This is a genomic window from Kitasatospora sp. GAS204B, assembly GCF_029892155.1.
In the GTDB taxonomy this organism is placed as follows: Bacteria; Actinomycetota; Actinomycetes; order Streptomycetales; family Streptomycetaceae; genus Kitasatospora.
Genome location: NZ_JARZAG010000022.1, coordinates 107,651 through 130,751 on the forward strand (window position 1 = coordinate 107,651; position 23,101 = coordinate 130,751).

19 protein-coding genes and 2 pseudogenes are annotated in these 23,101 nt (G+C 71.9%); 14 read left to right on the top strand and 7 right to left on the bottom strand.

Translation table 11 applies throughout. The features are described from left to right. Window positions 1-13: 13 nt before the first annotated feature. The 3 genes from P3T41_RS26765 to P3T41_RS26775 are packed head-to-tail and all read left to right on the top strand — an operon-like array spanning window position 14 to window position 3,828. The gene (locus tag P3T41_RS26765) at window positions 14-781 is read left to right on the top strand and encodes a thioesterase domain-containing protein (protein WP_280693076.1); all 768 of its coding nucleotides are present in this window, start codon (window positions 14-16) and stop codon (window positions 779-781) included. A gap of 33 nt (window positions 782-814) precedes the next feature. Continuing rightward, the gene (locus P3T41_RS26770) at window positions 815-2,632 is read left to right on the top strand and encodes a non-ribosomal peptide synthetase (protein WP_280693077.1); all 1,818 of its coding nucleotides are present in this window, start codon (window positions 815-817) and stop codon (window positions 2,630-2,632) included. Further along, window positions 2,629-3,828, top strand: coding sequence for an argininosuccinate synthase-related protein (locus P3T41_RS26775; protein ID WP_280693078.1), 1,200 nt, complete (start codon window positions 2,629-2,631; stop codon window positions 3,826-3,828). Before P3T41_RS26770 ends, P3T41_RS26775 begins: the two co-directional genes overlap by 4 nt. 6 nt (window positions 3,829-3,834) lie before the next feature. On the opposite strand, the gene P3T41_RS26780 is transcribed toward P3T41_RS26775, so the two are convergent. Both P3T41_RS26780 and P3T41_RS26785 read right to left on the bottom strand, forming a co-directional pair. After that, window positions 3,835-5,253 (bottom strand): ATP-binding protein, encoded by a 1,419-nt coding sequence (locus P3T41_RS26780; RefSeq protein ID WP_280693119.1) that lies wholly within the window; start codon window positions 5,251-5,253, stop codon window positions 3,835-3,837. Window positions 5,254-5,312: 59 nt separating this feature from the next. Then, window positions 5,313-6,137 carry a response regulator transcription factor gene (locus P3T41_RS26785; RefSeq protein WP_280693079.1) on the bottom strand — a complete coding sequence of 275 codons (825 nt, stop codon included), beginning with the start codon at window positions 6,135-6,137 and terminating at the stop codon, window positions 5,313-5,315. A 120-nt stretch (window positions 6,138-6,257) separates the two neighbouring features. Here P3T41_RS26785 and P3T41_RS26790 point away from each other — a divergent pair, with 120 nt between their 5' ends. After that, a complete protein-coding gene (locus P3T41_RS26790; protein ID WP_280693080.1) occupies window positions 6,258-6,695 on the top strand; it encodes a hypothetical protein in 438 nt (145 codons plus the stop codon). Between the two features lie 63 nt (window positions 6,696-6,758). Here P3T41_RS26790 and P3T41_RS26795 read toward each other — a convergent pair whose 3' ends face one another. Beyond that, window positions 6,759-7,685 carry a GNAT family N-acetyltransferase gene (locus P3T41_RS26795; RefSeq protein ID WP_280693081.1) on the bottom strand — a complete coding sequence of 309 codons (927 nt, stop codon included), beginning with the start codon at window positions 7,683-7,685 and terminating at the stop codon, window positions 6,759-6,761. Between the two features lie 250 nt (window positions 7,686-7,935). Between P3T41_RS26795 and P3T41_RS26800 the strand changes: the two genes are divergently transcribed. Beyond that, window positions 7,936-8,358: an Hsp20/alpha crystallin family protein gene (locus tag P3T41_RS26800; protein WP_280693082.1), complete on the top strand. Its 423-nt coding sequence runs from the start codon at window positions 7,936-7,938 to the stop codon at window positions 8,356-8,358. A gap of 155 nt (window positions 8,359-8,513) precedes the next feature. Here the strand turns inward: P3T41_RS26800 and P3T41_RS26805 are convergent. Next, window positions 8,514-8,822, bottom strand: a pseudogene (locus tag P3T41_RS26805) (DeoR family transcriptional regulator); the annotation flags it as partial. 161 nt (window positions 8,823-8,983) lie between these two features. On the opposite strand from P3T41_RS26805, the gene P3T41_RS26810 reads away from it, so the two are divergent. Genes P3T41_RS26810 through P3T41_RS26825 form a run of 4 tightly spaced genes read left to right on the top strand, consistent with a single transcriptional unit; the run spans window position 8,984 to window position 12,678 of the window. Further along, window positions 8,984-9,853, top strand: a complete 870-nt coding sequence (locus tag P3T41_RS26810; protein WP_280693083.1) for an SIS domain-containing protein — start codon at window positions 8,984-8,986, stop codon at window positions 9,851-9,853. Continuing rightward, window positions 9,850-10,797 (top strand): ROK family protein, encoded by a 948-nt coding sequence (locus P3T41_RS26815; RefSeq protein ID WP_280693084.1) that lies wholly within the window; start codon window positions 9,850-9,852, stop codon window positions 10,795-10,797. The genes P3T41_RS26810 and P3T41_RS26815 overlap by 4 nt, the downstream gene beginning before the upstream one ends. Beyond that, a complete protein-coding gene (locus P3T41_RS26820) occupies window positions 10,794-11,858 on the top strand; it encodes a PfkB family carbohydrate kinase (RefSeq protein WP_280693085.1) in 1,065 nt (354 codons plus the stop codon). The genes P3T41_RS26815 and P3T41_RS26820 overlap by 4 nt, the downstream gene beginning before the upstream one ends. Beyond that, the gene (locus P3T41_RS26825) at window positions 11,839-12,678 is read left to right on the top strand and encodes a class II fructose-bisphosphate aldolase (RefSeq protein ID WP_280693086.1); all 840 of its coding nucleotides are present in this window, start codon (window positions 11,839-11,841) and stop codon (window positions 12,676-12,678) included. Before P3T41_RS26820 ends, P3T41_RS26825 begins: the two co-directional genes overlap by 20 nt. 81 nt (window positions 12,679-12,759) lie before the next feature. On the opposite strand, the gene P3T41_RS26830 is transcribed toward P3T41_RS26825, so the two are convergent. Further along, window positions 12,760-13,815, bottom strand: a complete 1,056-nt coding sequence (locus P3T41_RS26830) for an AsnC family transcriptional regulator (RefSeq protein WP_280693087.1) — start codon at window positions 13,813-13,815, stop codon at window positions 12,760-12,762. Window positions 13,816-14,044: 229 nt separating this feature from the next. Between P3T41_RS26830 and P3T41_RS26835 the strand changes: the two genes are divergently transcribed. Both P3T41_RS26835 and P3T41_RS26840 read left to right on the top strand, forming a co-directional pair. Then, window positions 14,045-14,659, top strand: a complete 615-nt coding sequence (locus P3T41_RS26835; RefSeq protein ID WP_280693088.1) for a hypothetical protein — start codon at window positions 14,045-14,047, stop codon at window positions 14,657-14,659. Between the two features lie 210 nt (window positions 14,660-14,869). Next, a pseudogene (locus P3T41_RS26840) lies at window positions 14,870-15,166 on the top strand (serine hydrolase); the annotation flags it as partial. A 60-nt stretch (window positions 15,167-15,226) separates the two neighbouring features. On the opposite strand, the gene P3T41_RS26845 reads toward P3T41_RS26840, so the two are convergent. Beyond that, window positions 15,227-15,652 carry a VOC family protein gene (locus P3T41_RS26845; protein WP_280693089.1) on the bottom strand — a complete coding sequence of 142 codons (426 nt, stop codon included), beginning with the start codon at window positions 15,650-15,652 and terminating at the stop codon, window positions 15,227-15,229. Window positions 15,653-15,835: 183 nt separating this feature from the next. After that, window positions 15,836-16,483 carry a hypothetical protein gene (locus P3T41_RS26850; RefSeq protein WP_280693090.1) on the bottom strand — a complete coding sequence of 216 codons (648 nt, stop codon included), beginning with the start codon at window positions 16,481-16,483 and terminating at the stop codon, window positions 15,836-15,838. 202 nt (window positions 16,484-16,685) lie between these two features. On the opposite strand from P3T41_RS26850, the gene P3T41_RS26855 reads away from it, so the two are divergent. From P3T41_RS26855 to P3T41_RS26865, 3 genes are all read left to right on the top strand, one after another. Continuing rightward, the gene (locus P3T41_RS26855; protein ID WP_280693091.1) at window positions 16,686-20,465 is read left to right on the top strand and encodes a polysaccharide lyase; all 3,780 of its coding nucleotides are present in this window, start codon (window positions 16,686-16,688) and stop codon (window positions 20,463-20,465) included. Window positions 20,466-20,929: 464 nt separating this feature from the next. Next, on the top strand, window positions 20,930-21,406 hold the full coding sequence (locus P3T41_RS26860) for a hypothetical protein (RefSeq protein ID WP_280693092.1): 477 nt from the start codon (window positions 20,930-20,932) through the stop codon (window positions 21,404-21,406). A gap of 29 nt (window positions 21,407-21,435) precedes the next feature. Continuing rightward, window positions 21,436-23,052 carry a glycosyltransferase gene (locus P3T41_RS26865; protein WP_280693093.1) on the top strand — a complete coding sequence of 539 codons (1,617 nt, stop codon included), beginning with the start codon at window positions 21,436-21,438 and terminating at the stop codon, window positions 23,050-23,052. The last annotated feature ends 49 nt before the right edge of the window (window positions 23,053-23,101 follow it).

Here is a 23,101-nt window from a genome sequence, read left to right on the forward strand (position 1 = left end):
GGAAAGACGGAACGTGTCCGCAAAGACCTTCACCCTCAAGGGTGCCGACCCCCGGGACGCGGCGCTGCGCGTCCTGGTCATCCCGCACGCCGGCGCCGGGGCGGCCGGCGGTGCCGCCTTCGCCGCGCACACGCCGGCCGACTGGCTGGTGGCGACGGCCAGACTGCCCGGGCGTGAGTCACGCATCCGCGAGGAGATCCCCGAACTGCCGGGCCTGGTGGCCGACATCGTGGCCACCGTGCGGGCGCTGCCCGGCACCGCCCCGCTGGTCGTGGTCGGCGTGTGCTCCGGCGCGGTGATCGGCCTGGAGGCCGTGCGCACGCTCCAACGTGAGGTGGCCGGTCCGGTGGTCGCCGGCCTGGTGGTCGTCTCGCAGTGGGCGGTGACCGAACGGCCCGATCCCGCGCACCGCTCGCTGCGCGATACCGACGACCCCCGGCAGGTCCTGGAGATCCTGGCCGAGTTCGGCGGTGTCCCGGACTCGCTCGCCGCCGACCGGGAGATGCTCGCGCTGGTGCTGCCGACCATCGTGGCGGACCTGCGCGCCGTGCAGGACTACTGGTCGGCGCCGCACCCGCGGCTGGCCTGCCCGCTGCTCACCGTCTTCGGCGACGAGGACGAGCTGTGCCCCGAGGAGCGGACCGATGACTGGTCCCTGTTCAGCGAGCAGACCCGCACCGTCTGGGTCCCGGGCGGACACATGCTGCTGACCGAGAGCCCCGCCATGGTGGTGGACGCCCTCGTCGGCAATCTCGACCAGTTCGCCCCGGAACACCCCTAGCCTTCGCGCCCCGCCCGATGTGAGGTTCGTACCATGACCACCCCCGCGGTCGACCGGGAACACCGGATCGACGTCCTGCTGCTCGAACGGTGGCAGCGCCACCCCGAACTCCCCGCGCTGATCTCCGGCGAAACCGTGCTCACCATGGGCGAGTTGAAGGACCGGGTGCTGCGGACCGCCGCCGCGCTGCGTGCGCACGGCGTCCGGCCCCGGGACCGCGTCGCGGTCTACCACGAGCGGTCCGTCGAGTTCGTGGTGGCCGTGCTGGGCGTGGTCTTCGCGGGCGCCGCACACGCGGCCATCGATGTGCACGAGCCGCCGCGGCGCACCCTGCGGACGCTGGAGGACTGCGCGCCCCGGGTCCTGCTGACCAGCTCCGCACTGCGCGACCGCTTCTCCGCCGCAGCCGGCTACCTGGTCCTGACGGATGATCAGTACGCGGCGGAGCAGGCTGCTCCCCCACCCACCCCACCCGCCGGCTCGGCCGACGACCCCGCCGTGGTGATCTACACCTCGGGCTCCACCGGCCGCCCCAAGGCCGCACTGATCAGCCACCGGGCGCTGGTGTCCAGGCTGTCGGCGCTGCAGGACACGCACCGGATGGACGAGCACGACCGGATGATCCATCACACGGCGTGCAGCTTCGACATGTACCTCTGCGAGCTGTACTGGCCGATGCTCGCCGGGGCCGCCGTCGTGATCGCCGCGCCGGGCCGCCAGCGGGACGCGGACCACCTCGCGGCGCTGATCCGGGAGCACCGGATCACCACCTTCTACTGCGTGGTCTCGCTGCTCGAACTCTTCCTGCTGGCCCGCGATCCGGCCGAGCGCTACGACGGCCTGCGGCAGGTGCTCACCGGCGGCGAACCGCTCAGCCCCGAGCTGGTGAAGCGCTTTCACGCGCGGTCCACCGCCTCGCTGACCAATCTCTACGGGCCCAGCGAGTGCACCATCTACTGCACCGCCTGGGTGTGCCCGCGCGATCCCGACCTCGACACCGTGCTGATCGGCGCCGCCATCCGGGAGACCGGGCTGTGGATCCTCGACGAGGACGGCGCCGCGGTCCCCGAGGGAGAACCCGGCGAGCTCTACATCGGCGGCGCCGGCCTCGCCCTCGGGTACCTGAACCAGCCCGAACTCACCGCCGAACGGTTCGTCAACTCCCCGGCTGCGGGCCCGGGCAGCCGTCTCTACCGGTCCGGTGACCTGGTGCGGGCCCGGCCGGACGGCGCGCTCGAATTCCTCGGCCGGGTCGACCGGCAGGTGAAGATCCGCGGCATCCGGATCGAGCTCGGCGAGATCGAGGCCACGGCCGTCCGGTGCGCGGGTGTGCGGCAGGCGGCGGTGGTCGCGCACGGCTCGGGCGTCGAGAGACGGCTGGCCGGGTACCTGGTGCCGGAGCGCGGGGTGGACCCGGCGCGGCTGGCCTCCTCGGTCCGCGAGGCGCTGCGCGGCTGGCTGCCGCACGCCATGGTGCCGTCCACCCTCGAGGTGGCCGACGAGCTGCCGTTGACGCCGAACGGCAAGCTGGACCGCCTGCTGCTGGAGGAGTGGGCGGCGAAGCGGTCCACCGACGCGCCGACCACGCGGCCTGCCGGGCACCCTGCCGCCGCGGGTCTGGACGCCACCGTCGCCGAGGTGTGGTGCGAGGTCCTCCAGGTCGCCGCCGTCGGCCACGACGAGGACTTCTTCGACCTCGGGGGCGACTCCTTCAAGGTGCTCCGCGTCGTCGAGACGATGCGCGAGCTGCTCGGCGTGGACGTCCCGCTGGCGGCCCTGCTGTTCGAGCCGACGGTGGCCGAGTTCGTCGCCGAACTGCGGCGCATCATGGATCAGGAGTCCGCACGGTGAACGCTGCCAGACCCACCTCCCGCCCCCGGCGTCCCGAGCCGATCCGCTCCTTCGCCGATCTGCGACCGGAGCGGTTCGCCCCGGGACGGCCCGTGGTCACCCTGTTCAGCGGCGGCCTGGACAGCAGCTACCTGCTGCACCGGCTGGCGAAGGCCGGCTTCGGCCACATCCACGCCGTCAGCGTGGACCTCGGCGCCGGCGAGGATCTGGACGAGCTGCGGCTGGTCGCCGAGCGGCTCTCGGTGCGGCTGCACGTGATCGACGGGCGCGAGCGGTTCGCCGAGGAGTACGTCCGCCCGGCGATCGCCGCCCAGGCCGTCTACCTCGGCACCCATCCGATCAGCTCCTCGCTCAGCAGACCGCTGATCGCCGAGCTGGCCATGGACCTCGCCGTCGAGCTGGACGCCTGGGGCGTGCTGCACACGGCCAACCGCTCACAGAACACCCTGCGCCGGCTCAACGGCGCGCTCGACCTGCTCGGCTACCAGGGCCACTACGGCACTCCGTACGACCTCGAGCCGGTGGACCGGCAGCGCAAGGCCCGCGAGTTGGCGGAGATCGGGCTGGTCCACATGGGCAAGCGGGTGGCCAGCATCGACGCCAACCTGTGGTGCCGGGAGTTCGAGTCCGGTGTGCTGGACGATCCCGAGCAGCACACCGTCCCGGAGCACCTGTACCGCTGGAGCGTGCGGGACGAGGCGGTCGCGGACGAGGAGGTCGAGATCGGCTTCGCCGGCGGGGTCCCGATCTCCCTCGACGGGACCCGGCTCCCGCTCCGGATCCTCATCGACACGCTCAACCACCGGGCCGGCGCGCACGGCATCGGCCGCTACAGCGGGCTCGAACACCTCCCCGGCGGCCAGAAGGTGCTCGAACTGCGCGAGATGCCGGCGGCCGAACTGCTGCTGCGCGGCTACCGCCACCTGGAGACGGCGACGCTGGACGCGGAGACCATCCGGGAGAAGATGCACCTGGAACAGCTCTGGGTGCGCGAGGCGCTCGAAGGCCGCTGGTTCGGCGACCTGCGCACGGCCTGCCAGTCCTTCATCGACTCCTGCGCCGCCCGGGTCACCGGATCCGTCCGCTGGCGCCTGCGACCGGGCACGGCCGAGACCCGGTCGATCGTCGCCGCCGCCCCGCGCTACCTGCGCGACCGTGAGGACTGGGAACGGGAGTCGAGCCGCGCCGACCGCTGAGCCAGCTCAGCCCGCCGCCGGTAGCAGGACGGTGACCGCTGTCCGGCCCGGCTCGCTCGCCATCCCCACCTCACCGTCGTGCGCCGCGACCACCGCCCGCACGATCGCCAGCCCCAGCCCCGTACTGCCCGCGTGCCGGGAGCGCGAGGCGTCACCGCGGGCGAACCGGTCGAAGATGTGCGGCCGCGCCTCGGGCGGGATGCCCGGGCCGTCGTCCACCACCTCCACCAGCACCCGGGCGCCTTGGCGGCGGGCCCGGGCGGTGACGGTGGTCCCCGGCGGGGTGTGGTGGCGGGCGTTGCCGAGCAGGTTGACCAGCACCTGGTGCAGCCTGGCCCGGTCGCCCTGGACGAGCACCGGATCGTCGGGCAGCTCGAGGCGCCAGCGGTGCTCGGGGCCGGCCGCGCGGGCGTCGCTGACGCAGTCCACCACCAGCGGCGAGAGGTCGAGCGGGGCCAGCGACAACGGCCGCCCCGCGTCGAGGCGGGCCAGCAGCAGCAGGTCCTCGACCAGCGCGGTCATCCGGGTCGCCTCCGACTCGATCCGTCCCAGCGCGTGCCGGGTGTCCGGGCCGATCTCCTCGCGCCCGCGCCTGGTCAGTTCGGCGTACCCGCGGATCGAGGCCAACGGGGTGCGCAGCTCGTGGCTGGCGTCCGCGACGAACTGGCGCACCTGGGTCTCACTGGCGTGCCGCGCCTCCAGCGCCGAACCGACGTGCCCCAGCAGCTGGTTGAGTGCCGCGCCGACCTGCCCGGCCTCGGTCCGCGGGTCGGTGTCGGCCGCCGACACCCGCTCGTGCAGGATCACCTCGCCGCGGTGCAGCTGGAGTTCGGAGACCCGGGCCGCGGTCGCCGCCACCCGGCGCAGCGGGCGCAGCGCGGAGTTGGTGAGGACGAACCCGGCCAGCGCGACGGCCAGCAACGCACCTGCCGACAGGCAGAGTTCGGTGACCACCAGGCGATCCATGGTGGCTTGCAGGTCGGCTGTGGGCAAGCCCACCACCACCTGGTCACCACTGAGATGACGATACGTCAGAACCACTCGGTAGCTGCCGAGTCCGGGCAGGTCCACCGAGTGCGGCCGGCCGGCCGGATCGGCCGCGAGCCGGTCCAGCACCGCCAGCTGCGCGGTACTGAGCGGTGTCATGCCGGGGCTGGCGGCCCCCGCGCTGATGCCGCCCGCCACCGCCTGCCCGTCGCTCAGCACCGCGCCGAGCGTCGCCAGCGGCTGGCCGGGACCAAGCACGAAGCCCAGGTCGTCGTCACGGCCACCGCCACCCGCCAACCCGGGCGGCGGCCCGCCGGGCCCCGCCGCGCGCGTCGCCACGCCGCCGAGCGCGTGGTCCAGCTGCCCGTACAGGTCCTGGTGCAGGACCACGGCCGTGACCACGCCGACCACCGCGCAGACCACCGCGATCAGCGACATCGAGGAGACCAGCAGCCGGGTCCGCAGCGACCAGCGACGGCGCGGGCCGGCCTGCCGCCTCACCGCGGCTCGGCCGCGCACGGCGACTGCGGGACGTCCGGCGACTCCAGGGTGTCCGGCGGCTCCGGGGTGTCCGGCGGCTCGGCCGGCTTGAGCTGGTAGCCCGCGCCCCGGCGGGTGTGGATCATCGGCGGCCGGCCCGCGTCGATCTTGCGGCGCAGGTAGGAGATGTACAGCTCGACCACATTGGTCGCACCGCCGAAGTCGTAGGACCAGACCCGGTCCAGGATCTGCGCCTTGCTCAGCACCCGGCGCGGGTTGCGCATCAGGTACCGCAGCAACTCGAACTCCGTGGCGGTCAGTTCGATCGGCCGGCCGGCCCGGCTGACCTCGTGGCTGTCCTCGTCCAGCGTCAGGTCGCCGACCACGATCACCGACTCGCTGCGCGCGGCCGCCGCCCCCGAGCGACGCAGCAGCCCGCGCAGCCGGGCCACCACCTCCTCCAGGCTGAACGGCTTGGTCACGTAGTCGTCGCCACCCGCCGTCAGTCCGGCGATCCGGTCCTCGACCGCGTCCTTGGCGGTCAGGAACAGCACCGGGACGTCCGGCTCGTCCCGCCGCAGCCGGTGGAGCACCTCCAGACCGTCGAAGTCCGGCAGCATCACGTCCAGGACCACCGCGTCCGGCCGGAACTCCCGCGCGCCGCGCAACGCGCCGGCCCCGTCCCCCGCCGTGCGCACCTGCCAGCCCTCGTACCGCAGGGCCATGGAGAGCAGCTCGGCGATGGCCGTCTCGTCGTCCACCACGAGCACGCGGACCGGCGAGCCGTCGGCCCGGGACAGTTCGGGGCGCCCAGCGGGGGCGGGAGATCGATGCGCAGACATGGCCCCGACCCTCGGCCACCCGGCTGAGAGCCGGCTGTCGCGAAGCTGTGGATCCGCTGAGAATACCGAGGCGGACCCCGCTGACCGGGCACCTGCGCCGCTCTGTCAAGATCTGCGATCATGACCACCAAGATCCGCCGCGCCGGCGGCACCAGGACCTTCTCCGACGTCATCCTCGCAGCCCTGCGGATCCGGCGGTTCACCACCGAGCAGGACCTGGCCGACCTGGCGGCGGGCACCACCCTCCAGGTGACCTGCCTCAGCTCCACGCTGGGCACGGTCCGGCTGCTGAAGATCGGCAAGGGGCGCACGATCCCGCAGACGGCACCCGGCAGCCTGTACCTGGCGGCCGACCAGATCAGCTGGCAGAACCGCCGCACCAAGGAGACCGCCACGGTGTGCGGCCCGTTCAGCCTGACCCGCTCGGACAAGAAGGCCGGCCACCCCAAGCTGGCCCGCTTCGACCTCCTCGCGGCCGGCGAGCAGCACGTGATCATCATTCCCAAGGCCGACGTGCCACTGATCACCCGCGTGCTGGAGCACACGGCGGCCCAGTGAGGGCGCTGCGCCCCCGCCCTAGCCGCCGGTCCGGCCCGGCTGGGGGCGGCAGCCCGAACGTGGCTACCGCTCCCGGGCAGTGAGCGCCTTGCTGTAGACCGTGGAGCTGCACCGGACCGTCATGCCCACCCGCTCGTACAGCGACAGCGCGCCGGTCTCCGAGTGCGTCCACAGCGTGCAGGTCCGCCGCCCCTGCCGGTAGAAGTCACGGAAGGCGTGCCGGAGCAGCACGCGGGCGATCCCCCGGTCGCGGTGGTCGCGTCGGACCGCGACCCGCTCGATGTACCCCTCGTCGGAATCCGGGGCGTCCAGCGACAGCACCGCGCCGACCAGCTGGTCACCGGCGAAGGCCACCGGTGAGACCGCCGGTCCGAACGTGGCGCGCTCGACGGTGAGCCGGGCCCACTCCTCGTAGGACTTTCGACGCTGCTGCCACTCGTCGAACGCGTCCTCGGTGAGCTGGTGCGCCGCTCGCTCGTCGCCGGGCAGGAACCGCCGCACGGTGATGCCCCTCGGCGGCTCGGGCACCGCCGGCTCGGCGGGCATCGCGATCTCCAACAGCCAGGCGGCGGCGAGCGCCTGGTACCCGCGCGAGCGCAGCAGCGCGCCGGCCCTCCGATCACCGTCCGAGGCGGTCTGGACGAGCCGCTCGGTGCCCACCTGTCGGGCCCGTGCCTCGACCCAGGCGAGCAGCGAGCTGCCCAGGCCCCGGCTACGGTGGCCCGGGTGGACGTCGACCTCGGAACGCCGGTTCACCCAGGCCCTGGCGACCAGTTCCCCCACCGGGTCGTACACCAGCAGCGTGTCCAGCTCCGGTGCCAGACCGGGACGGGCGAGGTCGGCGGCGATGGTGTCGAGATCGGTCTCGGCACGACCGTCCAGTTCGAGCTCGCAGGCCGTGACGAGGCGGTGGATCGCGCGGACGTCGGCCGTGGTCGCCGGCCGGCTCTGATAGCCGGCCGGCAACCACGGCGGCGAAAGATCAGGCATGCGGGAAACCCTGCTCCATCCGTACGCGTTCTGTCGACCCCATATCGCGGTCCGGTCACCGGTCGGTGCGGGGCCGCTGGTCCAGCGCGGTCCTGACGGCACGTCAGCGGCGGACGGACTCGGACGAGGGTGTGGGGGCGAGGGTGTGGGGCGAGGTGCCTGATCAATGTGCCCGCTCGGCAGGTGTCACGGCTGGGACGACAATGGAAGCGGAGGCAATCGCAGCATTCGATCGAGCAAGGAGGCAGCGATGCCCGGCGACACGGCGCCCAAGAAGCCCTTCTCCCCCTGGCACCCGGATCTCTCCGAGTGGTTCGAGAACTTCCCGTTCGGTCGCTCCGGCGAGCAGAACTCGATCCGGATCGAGGAGTTCGAGCGGGACGGCGCCCTCGTGGTGCTGGCCGAACTGCCCGGGATCGACCCCGAGAAGGACGTGGAGATCACGGTCCGCGACCGCTCGCTCACCATCCAGGCCGAACGCACCGAGGAGCAGCGGGACAAGCGCCGCTCCGAGTTCCGCTACGGCTCGTTCACCCGCACCATCCCGCTCCCGGCCCAGGCCAAGGAGGAGGAGGTCACCGCCGGCTACGCCAAGGGCCTGCTCACGGTGACGGTGCCGCTGGACACCGAGCGGCCGGCCGCCCGGCAGGTCCGGATCAAGCACGAAGAGTGACCAGCACCGCGATCTCGCCCACCGCGCAGACCTAGGGCCTCTCTTACGGATCTTGCCGGGCGCGCGACGCCGGGCGCTGATCCGACAAGATCCGTAAGAGAGGCCCTAGGCGAAAGCACGCTTGCCGAGCTTGGTGGAGTCGGCGACCACGATCAGCTGGTCGTCCCGCCGTTCAAGCCCACCCTCGCACCGGGCGGCACGAGGGCGGCGGCCGCCTTCGCGAGCCGGTTCTTCTCGTCCGCCTGGCGCACCGCCTTGTAGCGCAGCGGCAGGTCGTAGGCGACGCCACTCAGCACCGCGCCACCGCGGGTGCGGGTGAGCAGTTGCTGCCGGGCGAGTTCCTCCATGTCGCGGCGGACCGTCGCCATGGGGACGCCCAACAGCTCAGCCGCTGCCCCGACTTCGATCCGACCCCGGTCGCCCAGGACCTCGAGCAGTCGCGTCCAGCGCTCGTACGTCCCCATCACCACTGCTCATCACCACTCCTCGACCGTCGTGCCGACGGCGAGCGCAACATGCGGAAAAGCGCATCACCTCGATCCATCGTTGCGCATTTATGCGCGGAAACGCTATACATGGATCACATTCGCGCATCGAGCGCTGTGCTCGCCTCTGGAGGATCCCCATGTCCCATGTCGCCGACGAGATCGCCAGCCAGCCGCAGTGCTGGCGGCGCGCCATGGAGCCGGCACCGGCCGGTCTGCCCGAGCCCGGCGAGCGGGTGGCGGTGGTGGGCTGCGGCACCTCGCTCTACATCGCGCAGGCCTATGCCGCGCTGCGCGAGTCCAGCGGCCAGGGCGAGACCGACGCCTTCGCCGCCTCGGAGTTCCCCGCCGACCGCCGCTACGACCGGGTGGTGGCGATCAGCCGATCCGGCACCACCACCGAGGTGCTGGCCGCGCTGAACCGCACCGCCGCGCCGACCGTCGCGCTCACCGGTGACCTCGCCACGCCGATCAGCACCGCCGCCGACACCCTCATCGACCTGCACTTCGCCGACGAGAAGTCGGTGGTGCAGACCCGGTTCGCCACCACCGCCCTGGTCCTGCTGCGCAGCCACCTGGGCCTGACCCCGCCCGACCTGCCCGAGCAGGCCGAGCTCGCGCTGACCACCGAGCTGCCGCAGGGAGCCGGCCAGGCAAGCCAGTTCACCTTCCTCGGCACCGGCTGGACGATCGGCCTGGCCAACGAAGCCGCGCTCAAACTCCGCGAGGCCGCCGGCGCGTGGACCGAGTCCTACCCGGCGATGGAGTACCGGCACGGCCCGATCAGCGTCACCGACCAGAACAGCCTGGTCTGGTTCCTCGGCGAACCCCCGGCCGGCCTGGTCGAGCAGGTCCGCCGGACCGGCGCCACCGTCGCCACCTCCCGCCTGGACCCGCTCGCCCAGCTGATCCTCGCCCAGCGCCTGGCCGTGGCCCTGGCCCAGGCCAAGGACCTGGACCCCGACCAGCCGCGCCACCTCACCCGCTCGATCATCCTGGCACCGCAGTGACCGTCATCGCCCTGGACGTCGGCGGCACCCGGATCAAAGCCGGCGTCATGGCCCCGGACGGCACCGTGCTGCACACCGAACACCGCGCCACCCGAGCCGAGTTCGGCCCCGATGCCGTCCTCGAAGCCGTACTCGGCTGCGCCGCCGAGCTCTCCCGCGTGTACGCCCCGAGGGCGGCCGGCCTCGCCGTCCCCGGACTGGTTGACGAAGCGTCAGGAGTCGCCGTCTTCGCCGCCAATCTCGGCTGGCGCCAGGTCCACCTCCAGCGGTGGCTCGCAAAGGAGTTGGGGATCCCGGTCGCTTTCGGACACGACGTGCGGGCGGGCGCCCTGGCCGAGGCCAGACTCGGCGCCGGCCACGGCTGCCGCTCCTTCCTCTTCGTCCCGGTCGGCACCGGCATCGCCGCCGCCGTCATGCTGGACGGACGCGCAATGACCGGCAGCCACGGCTTCGCCGGCGAACTGGGACACCTGGTGGTCCGGCCCGGCGGCGAGCCCTGCCCGTGCGGCGGCCGGGGCTGCCTGGAGACCCTCGCCTCCGCGGCCGCCATCGCCCGCCGCTACCAACAGGCCACCGGAGAAAGGGAGATCAGCGGCCGGTGTGACATCACCGCCGAGGACGTCCAACACCGCGCGGCGGCCGGCGACCAGCACGCCGCGCGGATCTGGCGGGAGGCCATCGAGGCGCTCGCCGACGGCCTGGCCGCCGCGATCACCCTGCTGGACCCGGAGCGGATCGTCATCGGCGGCGGCCTCGCCGACGCCGGGCAACCCTACTTCGGCCCGCTGCGAGCGGCCCTGGCCACCCGTCTGACCTTCCAACGGATGCCGGAGATCCGCCCCGCCGCCCTCGGCCACCAGGCCGGCTGCCTGGGCGCCGCACTGCTCGCCCAGGACCTCCGACAGCCGCCCGGGCAGGGCCCGGCAGGCGGGAGGGACTCGTGATCCTCACGGTCACGCTCAACGCCGCGCTCGACGTCACGTACCGGGTGGACCGGCTGCGCCCGCACACCAGTCACCGTGTCCGGTCGGTGGCCGAACGGGCCGGCGGCAAAGGCATCAACGTCGCCCGCGTACTGCATGCCCTCGCGCGCGAGACCACCGGACAGGACAGCGTCCGACCGGGCACCGTCCGACGGGACACCGTCGAACACGAGGTCGTCGTCACGGGGTTGGCCGGCGGCGCGGCCGGTGCGGCGCTGCGCGAGGAGCTGGCGACGGCCGGGCTGCGCGACCGGCTGGTGCCGATCGCGGGCAGTTCGCGCCGCACCGTCGCAGTCGTCGACGAACAGGCCGGTGACACCACGATCCTGCTGGAGCCGGGACCGGTGGTCACCGACGCCGAATGGGCCCATTTCCTCGACTGGTTCGACCGGCTACTGCCCCGGGCCGCCGCCCTGGTCCTCGCCGGCAGCCTGCCGGGCGGGGTGCCCGCCGACGCGTACGCCGTCCTGCTGCGCAGGGCACGCGCCCACGGCGTGCCCGCCGTCCTCGACGCCGACGGCGCGCCGCTGCTGGCCGGCCTGGCCGAAGCGCCCGCCGTGGTCAAACCGAATGCCGCCGAACTCACCGCCGCCACCGGCGAGTCGGACCCCTGGGCGGCAGCCCGGGCGCTGCGCGCCGCCGGAGCGCGGGCGGTGGTCGCCTCGTTGGGTGCGGACGGGCTCATCGCCGTGACCTCGCAGGGTAGTTGGCAGGTGCGGCCGCCACGCCGGTTGGCCGGCAACCCGACCGGGGCCGGTGACGCGGCCGTCGCCGCCCTCGCCCTCGGCCTGATCACCCAGGCACCCTGGCCGGTCCGGCTCGCCCAGGCGGTGGCCCTGTCGGCCGCCGCCGTCGCCGCACCGCTGGCCGGGGACTTCGACCACGCCGTCTATCGCGGCCTGCTCGACCAGTTGGACGTCACTCCGTCGCCTCCGTTCTCGCCTCCGTTCTCGCCTCCCTGCTCGCCTGCCTGCTCGCCTCCTTCGTCCCCGGAGAACTCCCGTGCCGCTGACCGCCACTGACGAGATCGTCGCCAAGGCCGCGAACGCCGCTCGCGGCGTCGGCGCGTTCAACGTCATCCAGCTCGAACACGCCCAGGCCATCGTGGCCGGCGCCGAGGCCGCCGGCGCCCCGGTGATCCTGCAGATCAGCGAGAACGCCGCCCGCTACCACGGCGCGCTCGCCCCCATCGGCGCCGCCACACTGGCGGTCGCCGCCGCCGCCCGGGTGCCGGTCGCCGTCCACCTCGACCACGCCACCTCCGTCGAGCTGGTTCACCAGGCCGTCGAACTCGGCTTCAGCTCCGTCATGTTCGACGCCTCGGCGCTGGACTACGCGCGGAACGTCCAGACCACCGCCGAGGTCGTCGCCCACTGCCACCGGGCCGGGGTCTGGGTCGAGGCCGAACTCGGCGAGGTCGGCGGCAAGGACGGCGTGCACGCCCCCGGCGCCCGCACCGACCCCACCGAAGCCGCCGCCTTCGTCGCCGCCACCGGGGTGGACGCGCTCGCCGTCGCGGTGGGCACCTCGCACGCCATGCTCACCCGGGACGCGGTACTGGACTTCGACCTGATAGCCGCGCTGCGGGCCACCGTTGCCGTCCCGCTGGTGCTGCACGGCTCCTCCGGAGTCGCGGACAGGCACCTGACCACCGCCGTCGAGGCGGGGATGACCAAGGTCAACATCGCCACCCATCTGAACCAGGTCTTCACCACCGCCGTCCGCGAGACCCTCGCCGCCCAGCCGAAGCTCGTCGACACCCGCCGCTACCTGGGCGCCGGACGCACCGCGATGGCCGGCGAAGTCGCGCGGCTGCTCGGCGTGCTGAACGCCGCGCTCTGACGGCGGGCCGGAGTGGTACCAACGGCAGCCACGGCAAGCGCTTTCCAGTTCGGCCCGGCCGGCGCTCCGTCACCCGATGTGTCAGGCCCGCCCACCAGTCCGGCCCCGCGGGCGGGTCACGTCGTCGTCCACCCCCGCCCAAGGGTCGATCCCGACATAGCCCACCGACCGGCCCTCGCCGTCGAGCAGGTGGCCGACCAGCTTCACCATCCGCAGCGTCACCTGCCGATCCACCACCCGGGCCTGCGGGAACCGTCGGGCTAGCCGGGCCTCGACCCGGCGCGTGTCGGCGATCTGATGCGTCACCACCGACGCCACCACGTTCGCCGCCGCCCCCGCGACCACCCCGCACATCCGGGTCTCGGTCTGCTCCGCGAGCCACCCGGTGGCCGCGTCCAGGTCCGGCGCGGGCACCTCCAGCCAGAGCACGGTGTGCACCGTGCGCCCGGCCAGCCGCTGGGAGGCGTCGCAACGAAGCACCAGGCGGCCCGACTCGCGCAGCTCGCCGACCCGGCGCCGGACCGTGGTGGATGGCAGCCCGGTGCGCTCGGCGAGCTGGGCGAACGGCATCCGGCCGTCCGCGCCGAGCTCCCGGATCAACCACCAGTCGACCAACGCGGCGCGCTTGGCGGGCAGTTCCGCCGCCGTCGGGTCGGCGCCGCCGATCGCCTCACGCTGCGCGGGGTCCAGCGCGCCCTCCCGCCACCGACTGCCCTCACGCAACGTGCGCTCGACGAAGGCCGTGCGCGTGCGCAACACACCCGGCGCGCGCCCGATCCGGTCCAACGCGTACGTCGTCACCTGGGCCGGCTCGACCCCGACCACCGTCACCAGCAGGTCGGCCGAGCCGGTGATCACCTCGATCGTCGCGGCCTGCGGATCGGCCGCCAGCGTGGCGGCGACGGCGCCGACCTCGTTCGACCGGCACTCGACCGACACCAGGGCCATCAGCCCCATGCCCCAGTGCTCGGCCGAGGGGTAGCAGGTCACCCAGGCGTCCCGGTCGGCGGAGAGCCTGGCCCAACGGCGCGACAGGGTGGCCGGGTCGACGCCGAGCGGTGCGGCCAGCCTGGACCAGGTCGCCCGCGGGTCCAGCCGGAGCGCGTCGACCAGGACGAGGTCGAGTTCGTCGATCATGGCTGATTCTTGCACCGCAAGATCTGGCCTGGCGAGCTCATGCGTTGGCGGTTCACCCCACCCCGGCCGGCCATTCGAGAGCTGATGGGGTTCCTTGACTCCGGCTCTCCGCGCGACCTCGTGACTGGTCTACGGGCCCTCGTCAAGGGTGGAAAGACTCAGGTCGACCTGAGCCATCCGCACCTTGGCGGTGCCTCGATCCGAACGGACACTGGGAGCGGAGGTACACATGAGTGTCTTCGCCAAGCTCGCCAGGGTGACCCCGCTCGCTCCCCTGCTGCTCGTCGTCTCGATCCTGTCCATCCTCACACTCGGGGCCCCGCCCGACATGGCACGGCAACGCCTCCGTGGGGCACGGCAGTTACGCCGGTTCGCGAAGCGCTGCGGCGCTTACCAGGAACACGTCGTCGAACGCAGGACGGGCGCCGGCGTCTTCGGCAGGGACCCGTGCTGGGAGACAGTAACGGCGCTCCGGCCAGGGGACGTCACCGAGGTGACGGCCGAGGTAGCCCGCGCACTGCAGAGTGCGGGCTACGCCTGGAACGCCGGCTTCGCCGGGGACTCGAACCGGAAGTGGCCAGGCACGCCGACCCGCCCCGCTCTGCAGGTTTCCCTGGTCCCGGCAGGCGGTGCCCTTGCCAGGATCGGCCACCTCGCCGTCCCGCGACGAGCACGGCTTGGACTGGTGCTGGTGTGGTCGCACAGCGGCGCTCCAGACGTTCCGGGCCGCGCCGACTACGGGAACGGGAAACGTCTCCGCTACCGCCGGCTCCTGCCCCCGGTCGTTCCGACCGGCAGCACCGGCGTGCTGATGCAATTCAGCGAGTGCCGGCCAACGGGCTAGGAGCGGCCGGTGCCCGCGCCACTTCCTCGCTCCGCCGGTCCCCGCCGCACAGATTCAGACCTGCTCACCCTGACGCCCCATCGACGGCGCGCTGCCTTGCGGTCGAGCGCCACGGCGCTGGGGCTGCTCGACATCCCGGCCAGCGGCACGCCGGCTCCGGCCAAGTTCCGAATCTTGACCAGCCGGAGCAGGTCGGCCGACCCGTAACGCCGGTCGCCCGAGCAACAAGCTGCCCGGCACGCCATGTACAGGAACATCGCCCACCTCACGGTCGGCCAAGGGCAACAGGGCGGCTGGGGCTTCGGGATGGCGGTGCGCACCCATCGTGGCGACCACGCGTCCATCGGCCAGTTCGGCTGGGACGGCGGTACCGGCACCACGGCCTACGCCGACCCGGACAACCAGCTCACCGGAATCCTGCTCACCCAGGTAGGGATGTCGACCCCGGACTCGGCACGGCTCATCCACGACTTCTGGACCACGCTCTACCAGGCCACCGACGACTGACGACCGTGGCCTGCTGATCCGGTCGTCGGCACGGCATCCGGCGGCGGAACGGACTGAGCGTCAGGAACGAGCGTACGGCGTGGTCATGATCTCCATGTTGTGCCCGTCCGGGTCGTCGAAGTACGCGCCCCGGCCACCGAACAGGTGGTTGATCCGGCCCGGGTCGGTGTGGCTGGGGTCCGCGTAGTACGTCACCCGGATCGCCTCCAACCGGGCGATCATGGCGTCGAACTGGTCGTCGGGCACCAGAAAGGCGTAGTGCTGCGACTGGATCGGCTCACCACGCGTCTCGTAGTAGTCCAGCGTCACGCCGTTGCCGAGGTCGACCGGCAGGAAGGGCCCGAACGGGGCACTCACCTCCAGGCCCAGGACCTCGGCGAGGAACCCGGCGGACAGCTGTCGGTCGGTGGCGTGGACGACGGTGTGGTTGAGCTGGACGGTAGTGGTCTCGTGCTGGCGCTGCTGGTGCTGCTGGTCGTGCGGCATTCGGGGTACCTCTCTCCGAGTCTTGGTTCCATTGTGGAACGGCGCGCGGCGCGCCGGAAGGAGGACAGGAGGAGGGCAGGGCGGGGCTCTCTGGCCCCCCTCGCGCTCACGCCGAGGCCGGGCGCCTCACTGGTGGGAGCGGCCCCCTTTCGGGAGCCGCTCCGTTGGTGTGTGCGTTCGGCGTCAGCCCGCGACGTTGAGCGCGGTGTCGTCGATCACGAAGCTGGTGGTGCCGCCGTTGGCGTCCGTCTCGGTGCCGCTGAACCTCAGCGTGACGGTCTGGCCCGCGTAGGCCGACAGGTCGGCGGTGTGCTGGGTGTAGCCGGTGCCGGCGTCCAGGTTGGAGTACGTGGCCACCGTGCCGAGCACGGCGCCGCTGCCGTTCAGGAGCTGGACGTTGAGGTTGTCCGGCTTGGCGGTGCCGGTGCTCTCGGTGGTGTCGACGTGCAGCCAGTAGGAGAGGGTCGCGGTGCAGCCTGCCGGGATGGTGACGGTCTGCGAAACGGTGTCCGTACCAGACGTCGAGTTGCCGTCCAGCCAGGCGTCCCAACTGCCCGAGTGCGCGGGCTCGTCGACCGTGTCACTGTTGATCGGCGCCGAGCCGGTCGTGGAACTCTGGCTCCACGGCGTCGTGTTGGTTCCGTTCTCGAAGCCCGGGTTGCCGAGGAGTTGGGCCGGGGTGCAGCTCGGGCCCGAGGCGGTGACGGTCAGCGTGTACGTGGCCGTGTGGGTGGCCGAGGCGCCGGTGCCGGTGATGGTGATCGGGTAACTGCCGGCCGGCGTGGCGGCGCTGGTGATGATCGACAGCGCCGCGGAACCACCGGCGTTCACCGAGGCCGGGCTGAACGAAGCCGTGGCTCCCGACGGCAGCTGCGCGCGGGCCTCCCGGGGGCCGGCCGCACGCCTGAAGCGTTCATCAGTGTGAATGAGAATCAGAATACTGAAGCTTTACCGTAGCAAGCCTTGTCGGTGACCCGTCCAATCGCGACCGTCTTAGGCAGCGTGACCCAACGTCAACTGGGAGTGGGCACAGATGAATCGGACTCGACGGCAGCGAACCGGCCGGCTGCGACGGCTGACCGGGCAACTCCTGGCGGTGGCCCTGGTGGCCATGACCGCCATGCTCGGCACCACCGCGACCAGCGGCGCCACCAGCGCCGCGACCAACTCCCCCCGAGGGGCGAGCGCGGCCTGGACCGGCTACTTCGACGGCTTCCCCAACAGCACCTGGCACCAGAACTGGGGCATCACCCCGGACACCCAGCAGTGCCAGGGCGCGACCAGCACCGCGCCGTGCAACTGGGGCTACCAGAACATGCAGGCGATCAGCGACCCGACCGCGCCCGGCAGCGGCCAGGCCCTCAAGGTCACCTACCCGGCCAACAGCGGCCCGCCGAGCTGCGGTTGCGGCCTCGACGGCGGCCAGTTCTACCAGAACCTCAACCTGAACGGGCAGCAGGCCCTCGCCCAGAGCAACGTCGTCGACCTGAAGTACTCCTACAACTTCCCAGTGGGCTTCGACTTCGGCCGCAAGCTGGCCGGCAAGATGCCCGGCCTCTACGGCGGCGTGCCCGGCTGTGAGAGCGGCGGCCAGCACTGCAACGGCGGCTGGTCGACCCGCTACATGTGGCGCGGCGGCAGCGCCAACTCGACCGACGGCGAGCTGTACTTCTACACCGCCTCGGGCTCCGGCTACGGCGCCGATCTCTGCCTGGGCAACTGGAAGTTCAACGCCGACGGCAAGTGGCACGCGATCGAGCAGCAGGTGAACGTCGCGACCGGCCAGATCACGATCTGGGCCGACGGCGGCGCCACCCCCGTCTGCCAGACCACCCAGACGCTCGGCAACACCCCCGCCTCCGGCGTCTTCTTCTCCACCTTCCACGGCGGCCACGACACCTCGTGGAGCCCGAGCAAGACCACCACCGACGAGTTCGCCGACTTCACCCTGGCCACCGGCCAGCAGAGCGGCGGCAGTTCGCCGGCCACGCCGGGTTCCCTCGCCGTGTCCGGCACCACCGGCTCCAGCGCGACGCTGACCTGGTCCGAGGCCGACAACGGCGACCCGGCGGCCTCGTACAAGGTCTACGAGGGCAACACCGTGGTGGGCACCAGTACTTCGACCACCGCAACCATCTCCGGCCTGACGGCCGGCAGTTCACACACCTACACGGTGACGGCCGTCGACGCCGCAGGAGTCGAGTCCAGCCACAGCGCCGCCGTGACGGCGAGCATCCCGGGCAACGGCCCCGGCAGCCCGGCCACCCCGACCGGCCTGACCGTCACCAACACCACGGGCACCTCGGCCGATCTGGCCTGGACCGAGACCGACAACAGCGACCCGGCCACCTCCTACGACGTGTACGAGGGCGGCACGGTGGTGACCAGCAACACCGCGCCGGGCGCCACGATCAGCAACCTGGCACCGGGCAGCACGCACACCTACACCGTCACCGCGGTGGACGCCTCCGGTGTGGAGTCCACTCACAGCACACCCGTGACCGTGCAGATCCCCGGCGGCGGCGTGGGTCTGACCGCCTCGGTGAGCAAGATCAAGGACTGGGGTTCCGGCTACACCGACGAGGTGACCGTGACCAACAACTCTACTGGCACCGCCACGGGTTGGAACGTCCAGCTGAACCTCGACCCGACCATGAACATCGAGAGCGAGGCCTCGGCCGCACTGAGCTCCAGCGGCCAGCACGAGACCTTCACCAACACCAGCGGCAACGGGACCATCGCCCCCGGCGCCCATGTCACCTTCCAGTTCAGCGGTGACTACTCCAGCCACTACATCGCGCCGACCAGCGTGACGGTCACCGGCGCCGGCAACGGCTCCAGCAGCCCCGCCGTCCCGACCGGCCTGGCTGCCGGCACCACGACCAGCTCGTCGATAGCGCTCTCCTGGACCGAGACCAACAACGGCGACCCGGCCGCCTCCTACAAGATCTACGAGGGCGGCACGGTGGTGGGCACCAGCAGCGCGGCCAATGCCACCATCACCGGCCTGGCCCCGTCCAGCACTCACACCTACACCGTCACCGCCGTCGACTCCACCGGAGTCGAATCAGCCGCGAGCGCTCCGGTCACGGCCACCACCGCGGCCGGTGGCACCAGCGCCCCCGCCACTCCGACGGGTCTGACCGCCGGCGCCATCACCAGCTCGTCGATAGCGCTTTCCTGGACCGAGACCAACAACAGCGACCCGGCCACCTCCTACAAGATCTACGAGGGCGGCACGGTGGTGGGAAGCACCGCCTCGACCAGCGCCACGATCACCGGCCTGGCGCCGAGCAGCACTCACACCTACACCGTCACCGCCATCGACTCCGCTGGCAGCGAATCCACCCCGAGCTCCTCGGTCACGGCCACCACCAACGCCGGAGTCCCGACCAGCCCGGCCACCCCGACGGGTCTGACCGCCGGCAGCGTCACCAGCTCCTCGATAGCGCTCTCCTGGACCGAGACCAGCAACGGCGACCCGGCCACCTCGTACAACGTCTACGAGGGCAACACCGTGGTGGGCACCAGCACCTCCATCAGCGCCACGATCACCGGCCTGGCCGCGTCCAGCAGCCACACCTACACCGTCACCGCCGTCGACTCCGCCGGCACCGAATCCGCCCCGAGCGCTCCGGTCACCGCGACCACCAGCGCGGCCGGCGGAGGCGGCGCGTTCAGCCAGACCGAGATCGACTCGGCCGTGGCGGCACCGCTGATCGCCTTCGCCGCGCCGACCTCCGCCGTGCCCCGCCCCGGCACCAACCCGCTCAACATCGGTGCCGCCAAGGTGCTCTACTACCTGGCCCTGGTGGACCGGCAGGCCCCGGGCAGCAAGGCCAGTGGCGGGACGACGGTGGACAGCGCGCTGCTCGCCCAGGTCCGCCACCTGATCGCCGGCGGCAACGAGCCGGACGCCGACGGCGGTCTGGAGGGCTGGGCGCACGCCCCGGTCGCCCAGGCGCTGCTGCTGCTCAAGAACGGCCCCGCCTGGAGCGAGCTGACGGCCGCCGAGCAGAACAAGGTGACGCTGCTGGAGGAGGCGCTCGGCTTCGCCGGCAACTACACCTACAACGACGCCAACAGCTTCTCCTCCGGCATCTGCGGCTTCGGCAACTTCTCCAAGACCAACAACCCCAACTACCGTGACGGCTACGTCGATGTGGAGGCAGCGGCGATCCAGTTCTTCGGCGGCGGCGCCGCCTGGAACAGCATGCTGGCGAAGTTCGACGACGCCACCATGGCTTCTCAGCTCAACGCGGCGGGCTTGACCAACGCCGGCGGCTGCTACGCCACCGTGGGCACGGCCGCCAACTCCGCGATCCACCCGGCCTTCGTCTGGGAGGGGCAGAGCGCCACCAACCTGATGGGCATCTGGAACCAGCTCGCCGCCGACACCTTCGACAAGACCGCGCAGAGCACCGTCAGCGGTGCCCACATCGCGGACGGCACCACGAGTCCCGAGGAGGGCAAGCTCGGCATGGGCCACGAGTTCAACTCCACGGACTCCAGCGGCCTGCGCAGCTCCGCCCTCTACACCTTCGAGGGCTGGATGAACGTGACCGGCAACCGGGTGGCGATGAGCTCGCTCGGCAGCTTCAGCTGCTCGACGGCCTCCGCCGCCGCGCGCTACAACGTCGGCACGCTCGACCTGATCTACAAGCTGCACCACGGCTACATCTCGGTCGCCCTCAACCAGCCCAGCATCCTGGTGGACGACCACGGCGATCCCGCCACAGACGGCCCGAACGTCAAGGGCTACCAGTACGACCTGGACGCCTACCACGCGCTGGTGGCCACCCAGGGCTGCTGACGTCAGGCAGGCTGCCGGCTTCCGACCCCTCAGCTTGTCGTCTCGGGAACTCGAAGAGGCGCTCGCGGACGGCCGTTGGCGTGCGCTTGACGATGCCCCAGGAACCACGGAGTCCGGCGGCGGGGTGTAGGCGCCCGCCCCCGGAGAGGTGAGCGGGGGGCGTACCTGCCCCCCGCCGCTGTGGCCGTGTGGCGGGGAAGGTTTCGCGCAGGACCACGCCCCGGCACAGGGCACAGGGCACAGGGCACAGGGCACAGCTCAGCGTCTCCTGGCGGAGGTGGCTCGGACAGGGGCCCGGGGGTCGAACGCCGCGACGATGGTGGCGTTTGTGGCGTTCATCCGATGGGGCGAAATGCGCGACCGACGCCCGCATATGCCCTGATTGTCGGATGTGAGCGGTAGGCCACTCAGGTGAGATGACACCCCGAACATGCCGTCACCGAGTCGCCCGTGGAAGGGTACCTATGAGGCTCGCAGGAAACAGGATCGCCGGACTCGCGGCCGTCGCGGTGAGTACGCTGTCGCTCGGCGCCATCACCGCGTCCGCCACGCCCGCCGTGGCGCAGGCGCCCATCTGCGGCGAGGCCGACTGCTCCAACCTGGCACCCGCCAGCCTGAGCGCCAGCCAGGCCACGCTGAACATCACGTCGTTGGAGCTGGAGAACATCACCGCCACCGCCACCGACGTCCGCACCGGACGGCCGCTGGTGGGCGCGCTGGTCCACTTCTACACCTCCGACGGTCGGATGCTGGGCTCGGCCTACACCAACTACGGGGGCATCGCCGGCATCACCACCACCGAGAACTTCGGCCCCGGCACGATCCAGGAGCTGCTGAACGGCTACGACGCCGTGCTGGTCGGCGACGGCGTCCACACCGCGGCCTCGGCGCACGGGGCGATCACCATCGGCACGGACTGCTCCACCACGCCCCCTCAATAGCGAATCGGTGTTGATCGAATGAGGCAGAAATGACAGCAGGGGAAGTGTCCGGCGCTTCAGCCGAGATGGCGGACGAGGCGGGGCTGGCGGACGAGGCGGGGCTGGCGGCTCTGCGGGAGCTGGTGACCGCCTCCGACGACCGCTTCCGCCCGCGTCCGCAACCCGGACCGGCCCAGGAGCGGCGCACCCTCACGGTGGGCATGGCCACGTACGACGACTACGACGGCGTGTACTTCACCGTCATGAGCCTGCTCCTCTACCACGCCGAGGCGATGGACCAGGTCAACCTCCTGGTGGTCGACAACCACCCCGCCGGCCCGCACGCCTGGGCACTGAAGCGACTGGAGCAGGACTTCCCGCAACTGCGCTACATCCCGTACGACCGGCGGGTGGGAACCGCCGCCCGCGACCGGATCTTCCGCGAAGCCGTCTCGGACTGGGTCATGTGCGTGGACTCCCACGTCCAACTGGCCCCCGGGGCCTTGGCCGCCCTGCTGGAATACATCGACCGGCACCCCGACAGCGGCGACCTGCTCCAAGGGCCGCTGGTCTCCGCCGACGGGCAGCGGGTCTCCACCCACTGGGAACCGCGCTGGGAACGGCTGATGTACGGGGTCTGGGGCAGCGACCCGCGCGGCGCCGACCCCGGTGCCGCGCCCTTCGAGATCGGCATGCAGGGCCTGGGCCTGTTCGCCTGCCGGACCAGCGCGTGGCCCGGCCTGAACCCCGCCTTCGCCCGCCACGGCGGGGAGGAGGGCCACCTGCACGACAAGTTCCGCCGCGCCGGCGGCGCCACCTGGTGCCTGCCGGCCCTGCGCTGGACCCACCGCTTCGACACTCCCCGTGCCGGGCGGACCGCCTCGACCTGGTACCAGCGGCTGTTCAACTACCTCATCGGCTTCGACGAGCTCGGCCAGCGCCCCGACGAGGCCATCGACCACTTCACCGCCGTACTGGGCGACAAGGCCGTCCGCCAGGGCGTGGCCGACTACCAGGCGGAGAAGCAGAACCCCTTCAACACCTTCGGCGGCATCACCTGCATCAACCTCGACGAGCGCCCCGACCGTTGGCAGGCCGTACAGAGGCGACTGGTCGGCCTGGGCATCCGCCCCGAACGCCTCCACCGCCAGCCGGCCACCGCGACACCGGACGGCCCCCGCATCGGCCGCGCGCTCTCCCACCGCCAGGCCATTCAGCAGGCCCACACCGACGCCCTGGAATCCCTGCTCGTCGTGGAGGACGACGCCCTCTTCCGCCCCGACGCCGCCGAGGTGCTGCGCGGCGCCCTGGCCGAACTCGGCCACCGTCCCTGGTCGCTGCTCTACCTCGGCGGCGCAGAGAGTGAACCGGCCTTCCCGCAGGCCGAGGGGAGCCACCACCTCGAAGCCGTCACCGGCGCCACGACCAGCCACGCCACGACCACCCACGCCATCGCATATCACCGCAGCATCTTCACCCAGCTGCTCGATGAACTGCCCGACACCGTCGAAGGCATGACCGCCTGGATCCAGCGCCGTACCGCGCTCGACCAGTACCTGATCCGCTTGGACCGGCCCGACCGCTACCGCACCGTCCCGGCTGTTGCCACCCAGACCGAGCAGGTCCACCCGATGCCGGCCGCCCTGCGCGACCAGTCCGCCCCGTGAACGATTTCCAGCACCACGGACCGCTGTGCGGGCACTGAGAGGAAACACC